This window comes from Streptomyces sp. 8N706, assembly GCF_052245415.1.
Taxonomy (GTDB): Bacteria; Actinomycetota; Actinomycetes; order Streptomycetales; family Streptomycetaceae; genus Streptomyces.
The window spans coordinates 37,172-43,841 of sequence record NZ_JBQQBW010000058.1; the positions used below are offsets into that span (position 1 = coordinate 37,172).

Annotated in this window: 5 protein-coding genes; all 5 read left to right on the plus strand. The window is 71.6% G+C overall.

Annotated elements, in window-relative coordinates:
* The first annotated feature begins 72 nt into the window (after window positions 1–72).
* Complete coding sequence (locus ACTWQE_RS21315; RefSeq protein ID WP_443330600.1) at window positions 73–2,271, plus strand: putative bifunctional diguanylate cyclase/phosphodiesterase; 2,199 nt, start codon at window positions 73–75, stop codon at window positions 2,269–2,271.
* Between the two features lie 582 nt (window positions 2,272–2,853).
* Entirely contained in the window at window positions 2,854–3,150 is a 297-nt protein-coding gene (gene gatC / locus ACTWQE_RS21320) for an Asp-tRNA(Asn)/Glu-tRNA(Gln) amidotransferase subunit GatC (RefSeq protein WP_443330601.1), read from the plus strand.
* A 2-nt stretch (window positions 3,151–3,152) separates the two neighbouring features.
* Window positions 3,153–4,646 carry an Asp-tRNA(Asn)/Glu-tRNA(Gln) amidotransferase subunit GatA gene (gene gatA, locus ACTWQE_RS21325; RefSeq protein ID WP_443330602.1) on the plus strand — a complete coding sequence of 498 codons (1,494 nt, stop codon included), beginning with the start codon at window positions 3,153–3,155 and terminating at the stop codon, window positions 4,644–4,646.
* Between the two features lie 204 nt (window positions 4,647–4,850).
* Window positions 4,851–5,093, plus strand: a complete 243-nt coding sequence (locus ACTWQE_RS21330; RefSeq protein ID WP_443330603.1) for a hypothetical protein — start codon at window positions 4,851–4,853, stop codon at window positions 5,091–5,093.
* A gap of 13 nt (window positions 5,094–5,106) precedes the next feature.
* Window positions 5,107–6,612 carry an Asp-tRNA(Asn)/Glu-tRNA(Gln) amidotransferase subunit GatB gene (gatB, locus tag ACTWQE_RS21335; protein WP_443330604.1) on the plus strand — a complete coding sequence of 502 codons (1,506 nt, stop codon included), beginning with the start codon at window positions 5,107–5,109 and terminating at the stop codon, window positions 6,610–6,612.
* The last annotated feature ends 58 nt before the right edge of the window (window positions 6,613–6,670 follow it).

The following is a 6,670-nucleotide window of genomic DNA, read 5'->3' on the forward strand; positions in this document are numbered from 1 at the left end:
ACTCAGACGTGGTGGCATCGGAAGGGATGCCACTTCGTGGCGTTGGCACCGCCGGCTGTGAGAGGGACGGGAATGAAACCGACCGAGAGCGCCGATCCGGCGTCACGGCTGCGCCGGTTCACCGTGCCGGTGGGGTTGCCGGCCGCCACGACCATCGCGGCCACACTCGCCGTGGCCATCGGCGTCATCCAGGTGCTCAGGGAGGGGAGCGCCCTCTTCCCGGACGGCACCGTCGGCTGGTCGCTGGCGGTGCTCACCGGATTCATCGTCGGCCATCTGGTCGCCCTGGGCAGTGACCGCTGGTGGGGCGGCGCCGGCTCCGGGGCCGCCCTCACCCTCGCCGTCCTGCTGCTCTACGGCTGGGTGCCCGCCGTGATGGTCAGCCTTGCCGTGGTGGTGCTGGTCAGCGCCGCCCGCCACCAGCGGTGGCGGCAGGCCGTGCTGCACGGAGCCGCGGACATCCTGGGGACCGGCGCGGCCGCCCTGGTCCTCGCCGCTTTCGGCACCGTACCCAGCGTCGAGCATCCCTGGCAGCCACTGGCCTGGGACATCTTCGTCCTGCCCGAGGTGCTGCTCGCGGCTCTCGGCTATCTCGGGGTGACCCGTGTTCTGCTCTGGTACGCCATGGCGCCCCGGGGCGGCCGGCTCCCCAGCGTCGCCCGAACGGCCCTCGCCCGCCAGGGACTCGTAGGAGTTGCGCTTCTCGGCATCGCACCCCTCCTCTGTGTGGTGGCCGTGAGCATGCCGGTGCTGCTGCCGCTGTTCGCGGTCCCCTTAATCGCGCTCGACTCCACCCTCTGGATCGCCCGTGCCCGTGCCGAGGAGCAGCTCCGCGACCCGCTCACCGGGCTGCCGAACCGTCAGTGGCTCCTGGAGCGTGCGTGGGCCGCGCTCGATGAAGCGGAGCGGATCGGTGCGCGGGCCGCACTGGTCCTGATCGACCTCGACCGGTTCCGGTCGGTGAACGACACGCTCGGGCATCTCGCCGGGGACCGGCTGCTGCTGCAGATCGCCGAGCGGCTGCGGGTCGCCCTGCCCGGTGGGGCCGAGCCCGCCCGCCTCGGCGGGGACGAGTTCGCGGTGCTGCTGCCCACCGTGGACTCCACGACCAGCGCCCAGCAGGTGGCCCGCCAGCTCGTCGCCGAGCTCGGCTCACCGCTCAGCCTCGACGGGCTGACGCTCGTCCTGGAGGCCAGTGCCGGAGTCGCCGTCTTCCCCGACCACGCGTTGGACGCCGAGGGGCTGCTGCGCCGCGCCGATGTCGCGATGTACCAGGCGAAGCGGGACCGCAGCGGCGTCGAGGTCTACGAGGCCAAGCGGGACGGCAACACCCCGGACCGGCTCGGCCTGTTGGGCGATCTCCGGCGAGCCCTCGACGCGGGCGATGTCGAGCTGCACTACCAGCCCAAGGTGGGCTTCGACGGGCGCGTCACCGGGCTGGAGGCGCTCGTCCGCTGGGTGCACCCGGAGCGGGGCCGGGTCAGCCCGGACGAGTTCATCGCCATCGCCGAGTCCTCCGGCCTGATGCCGCACCTCACCGAGTACGTGCTGGAGACCGCCCTCGGGCAGGTCGCCCAGTGGCGCGCCACCGGCATCGAGGTGCCGGTCGCCGTGAACGTCTCGCCGCGCGATGTGCACACCCCCGGCTTCGCGGGCGCGGTCGCCGCCCGGCTCGCCCGGCACGGGGTACCGCCCGGAGCGCTCCAGCTGGAGATCACGGAGCATGTGCTGCTGGAGGACCCGCAGCGGGCCGCCGACGCCCTGGCCGGGCTGACCGGCCACGGCGTGAAGATGTCGCTCGACGACTTCGGCACCGGCTACTCCTCGCTGGTCCATCTGCGCCGGCTGCCGGTCAGCGAGCTGAAGATCGACCGGTCGTTCGTGGCCCGCCTCGCGGTCGACACCGAGGACGCGGAGATCGTCCGCTGCACCATCGACCTCGCGCACTCGCTCGGCCTGCTCGTCGTCGCGGAGGGCGTGGAGGACGACGAGACCTGGGAGCGGCTCAGAGACCTCGGCTGCGACGCGGTCCAGGGCTGGCTGGTCGCGGCCGCGATGCCCCCGGAGGAGACCACGGCGTGGCTGCGGCTGCGCAGCAAGCACGGCTGGCACCGCTCGGCCCCGGCCGCACTGGAGGCCGCGCCGGCGCCGGCCATCGCGCCCGCGGTCACGGTCGAGCCGGAGCCCGAGCCGGAACACGCCCCCGTCACCGAGCCCGACCGCCCCACGGGCCACCCGGTGAACCGCCCCTCGGGCCAGCCGGTGAACTGACGCCATGCCCTGCCGCGCGGGGCACGGTGATCCGGGCGGTGCCCGCCCGGCAGGAGTCGGTGGGCGGGGCATCCGACCGAGCGGCAGCATCCGGCAGCAAGCCGGGCCGGGTCGATCAGCGGAGAGCTTCCGCAGGTTCGGGGCTCGGCGCCGCACAGCTCCTCGTCCGTCCGGCACTGTCGTGCGCTCATCGCGTCGACCGCCCGGCACTGTCGTCAGCTTCGCCGGCCCGGCACTGTCGCCGGCCCGGCACTGTCGTCAGCCCGGCGGGCGACGCGGGCCGGGGCCGTACGGTCCCGGGCGCGAGCCGCACCGGCGCCCGGCCACGGTGTGCCATCGGGGCCACCACGCGGTACGACCGTCGGTCGGTCGGCGCGCCGACGGTGGGGTCCCGCCCCGGCGGTGGTGAACCACCGCCGGGAGACGCACCTGTGCGGAGCCGTGCCGCCGTGACAGTGAGGGCCCGGGCGCCCGGCCCGGAAGGCGCGGCGCCGGGCCGGGCGGGAAGTGTTTCGCGGCCAACGCCGCCGGAGCCATAGGATTGGCCCGAAAACCTACACACTCACCCTTGAGGATCGCTGCATGCCTGGCATCACGCGCGAGGAGGTCGCCCACCTCGCCCGGCTGTCGCGTCTGGAGCTGAAGGACGAAGAGCTCGACCACTTCGCCGGACAGCTCGACGTGATCATCGGCGCGGTCGCCCGCGTCTCCGATGTGGCCGACGAGGACGTACCCCCGACCTCCCATCCGCTGCCGCTGACCAACGTCATGCGCGCGGACCAGGTCCGCCCGTCACTGACCCCGCAGCAGGCCCTGTCCGGTGCCCCGGCACAGGAGCAGCAGCGTTTCAAGGTGCCGCAGATCCTGGGGGAGGACTGATCATGACGGATCTCACCAGGCTCACGGCCGCCGAGACCGCTGCGAGGATCGCCTCGGGCGAGGTGACCGCGGTGGCCGTCACCGAGGCACACCTGGCCCGTATCGAGGCGGTCGACGAGAAGGTGCACGCCTTCCTCCACGTCGACCGGGAGGGCGCGCTGGCGCAGGCCCGCGCCGTCGACGAGAAGCGCGCCAACGGCGAGGAGCTCGGGCCGCTCGCCGGTGTCCCGCTCGCGCTGAAGGACATCTTCACGACCGAGGGCGTGCCGACCACCGTCGGTTCCAAGATCCTCGAGGGCTGGATCCCGCCGTACGACGCCACGCTCACCAAGCGCCTGAAGGAAGCCGACGTCGTCATCCTCGGCAAGACCAACATGGACGAGTTCGCCATGGGGTCCTCCACCGAGAACAGCGCGTACGGGCCGACCGGCAACCCGTGGGACCTGACCCGTATCCCGGGCGGCTCCGGCGGCGGCTCCTCCGCGGCGCTCGCGTCGTACCAGGCCCCGCTGGCCATCGGGACCGACACCGGCGGCTCCATCCGGCAGCCCGCCGCCGTCACCGGCACGGTCGGCGTCAAGCCCACCTACGGCGGCGTCTCCCGCTACGGCATGGTCGCCTTCTCGTCCTCGCTGGACCAGGGCGGTCCCTGCGCTCGTACGGTCCTGGACGCGGCCCTCCTCCATGAGGTGATCGCCGGACACGACCCGCTCGACTCCACCTCCATCGACGCCCCGGTCCCCCCGGTCGTCGAGGCCGCCCGCAACGGTGACGTCCGGGGCATGCGTATCGGCGTCGTGCAGCAGTTGGGCGGCGAGGGCTACCAGGCCGGCGTGATGCAGCGCTTCAACGAGTCCGTGGAGCTGCTGCGCGAACTGGGCGCGGAGATCGTCGAGCTCTCCTGTCCCTCTTTCGACCTCGCACTCGCCGCGTACTACCTGATCGCTCCCTCCGAGTGCTCCTCGAACCTCGCCCGGTTCGACGCCATGCGCTACGGCCTGCGGGTGGGCGACGACGGCACCCGCTCCGCCGAGGAGGTCACCGCCCTCACCCGCGCCGCCGGCTTCGGCCCCGAGGTCAAGCGCCGCATCATGCTCGGCACGTACGCGCTCAGCTCCGGCTACTACGACGCGTACTACGGCTCGGCGCAGAAGGTGCGCACGCTCATCACCCGTGACTTCGAGAAGGCATTCGAGCAGGTCGATGTGCTGGTCTCGCCGACCACACCGACCACCGCCTTCCCGATCGGCGAACGTGCGGACGACCCGATGGCGATGTACCTCGCGGACCTGTGCACCATCCCGTCCAACCTCGCGGGCAACGCCGCGATGTCGCTGCCCTGCGGCCTCGCCCCGGAGGACGGGCTCCCCGTGGGGCTGCAGATCATCGCCCCCGCCCTGGCTGATGACCGGCTCTACCGGGTAGGCGCCGCGGTGGAAGCCGCGTTCACCGAACGCTGGGGACACGGGCTGCTCGAGGAGGCACCGTCGCTGTGAGCGGCGCCTGCGCGGCCGCCGGGCCGCACCTGACCGTCAAAGCCGCACCTCTGCGCCGTGCAGGCGACAGTGACATGAGCCGCTGCCGCGGCGGAGCGAACGGAGAGATGCAGTGAGCGACGCGTGCGCGGCCGCCGGGTCGCACCTGACCGTCAAAGCCGCACCTCTGCGCCGTGCAGGCGGAGAAGCGAACGGAGAGATGCAGTGAGTGGAAAGCTCGCCAAGGCCAAGGGCTTCAAGAAGTCCAAGCCCGGCACGTACCTGTCCATCGGCACGTCACTGTTCGGCGTGGTCAGCATCGTCAAGCAGGCCAAGAAGGCCCGCTTCGAGAACGACAAGCTGATGCTGGTCGACGCGGTCGTCTCCGCCGCCGCCGTGGCCACCGGCGTCGCGCTCCTCGTCCGCGAGCTGCGCCGTCTCGGCGACGACGACGTCCTCGCAGGCTGAAAGGTAAGTTTCCGTGACCGTCACTGAACTGGTGTCGTACGAGGACGCGCTGGCGGCCTACGAGCCCGTGATGGGCCTCGAGGTCCATGTCGAGCTCGGCACCGCCACGAAGATGTTCTGCAGGTGCACCACCACCTTGGGCTCCGAGCCCAACGCGCAGACCTGCCCCACCTGCCTCGGTCTGCCCGGCTCGCTCCCGGTCGTCAACGCGATCGGTGTGGAGTCCGCCATCCGTATCGGCCTCGCGCTCAACTGCGAGATCGCCGAATGGTGCCGTTTCGCCCGGAAGAACTACTTCTATCCGGACATGCCGAAGAACTTCCAGACCTCGCAGTACGACGAGCCGATCGCCTTCAACGGCTATCTGGACGTCGACGTCGAGGGGGAGATCTTCCGGGTGGAGATCGAACGCGCCCATATGGAGGAGGACACCGGCAAGTCCACCCATGTGGGCGGCGCGACGGGCCGTATCCACGGAGCCTCGCACTCGCTGCTCGACTACAACCGGGCCGGTATCCCGCTGATCGAGATCGTCACCAAGCCGATCGTCGGCGCGGGCGCCAGGGCTCCCGAGGTCGCCAAGGCGTACGTCGCCGAGCTGCGTGAGCTCATCAAGGCGCTGGGCGTCTCCGAGGCCCGGATGGAGATGGGCCAGATGCGGTGCGATGTGAACCTGTCGCTGCGCCCGCACGGCCAGGAGCGGTTCGGCACCCGCTCCGAGACGAAGAACGTCAACTCGCTGCGCAGTGTCGAGCGTGCGGCACGCTTCGAGATCATGCGGCATGCCGCCGTCCTCAACGAGGGCGGGACGATCGTCCAGGAGACCCGGCACTTCCACGAGGAGGACGGCTCCACGACCTCCGGCCGGGTGAAGGAGGAGGCCGAGGACTACCGGTACTTCCCCGAGCCGGACCTGGTCCCGGTGGCACCTTCGCGCGAGTGGGTGGAGAAGCTCCGTGCCGAGCTGCCCGAGCTGCCGCGTCTCCAGCGCCAGCGGCTGAAGGCCGAGTGGGGCCTGTCGGACCACGAGATGCAGTCGGTGCTCAACGCCGGTGCGATCCCCTCGATCCTCGCGACGATCGAGGCGGGCGCCCCCGCCGACCAGGCTCGTAAGTGGTGGATGGGCGAGCTGGCCCGCCGCTCCAACGAGGAGGGCGTCGAGCTGTCCGCGCTGCCGATCACCCCGGCGCACGTCGCCCGGGTCACCGCTCTGGTCGCCGACGGCTCGCTCAACGACAAGCTGGCACGCCAGGTCATCGAGGGCGTGCTCGCCGGAGAGGGCGACCCGGACACGGTCGTCGAGAAGCGCGGCCTGAAGGTCGTCTCGGACGAGGGAGCGCTCGGCACGGCCGTCGACGAGGCCATCGCCTCGAACGCGGCCATCGCGGACAAGATCCGCGGAGGCAAGGTGCAGGCGGCGGGCGCACTGGTCGGCGCGGTCATGAAGGCCACGCGCGGCCAGGCCGACGCTGCCCGGGTCCGCGAGCTGATCCTGGAGAAACTGGGCGTCGAGGGCTGACCTCCGAAGCCGCCTGTATTCCGGAGGGCACGGCAGGGGCGGGGCTTCCCCGAGAGGG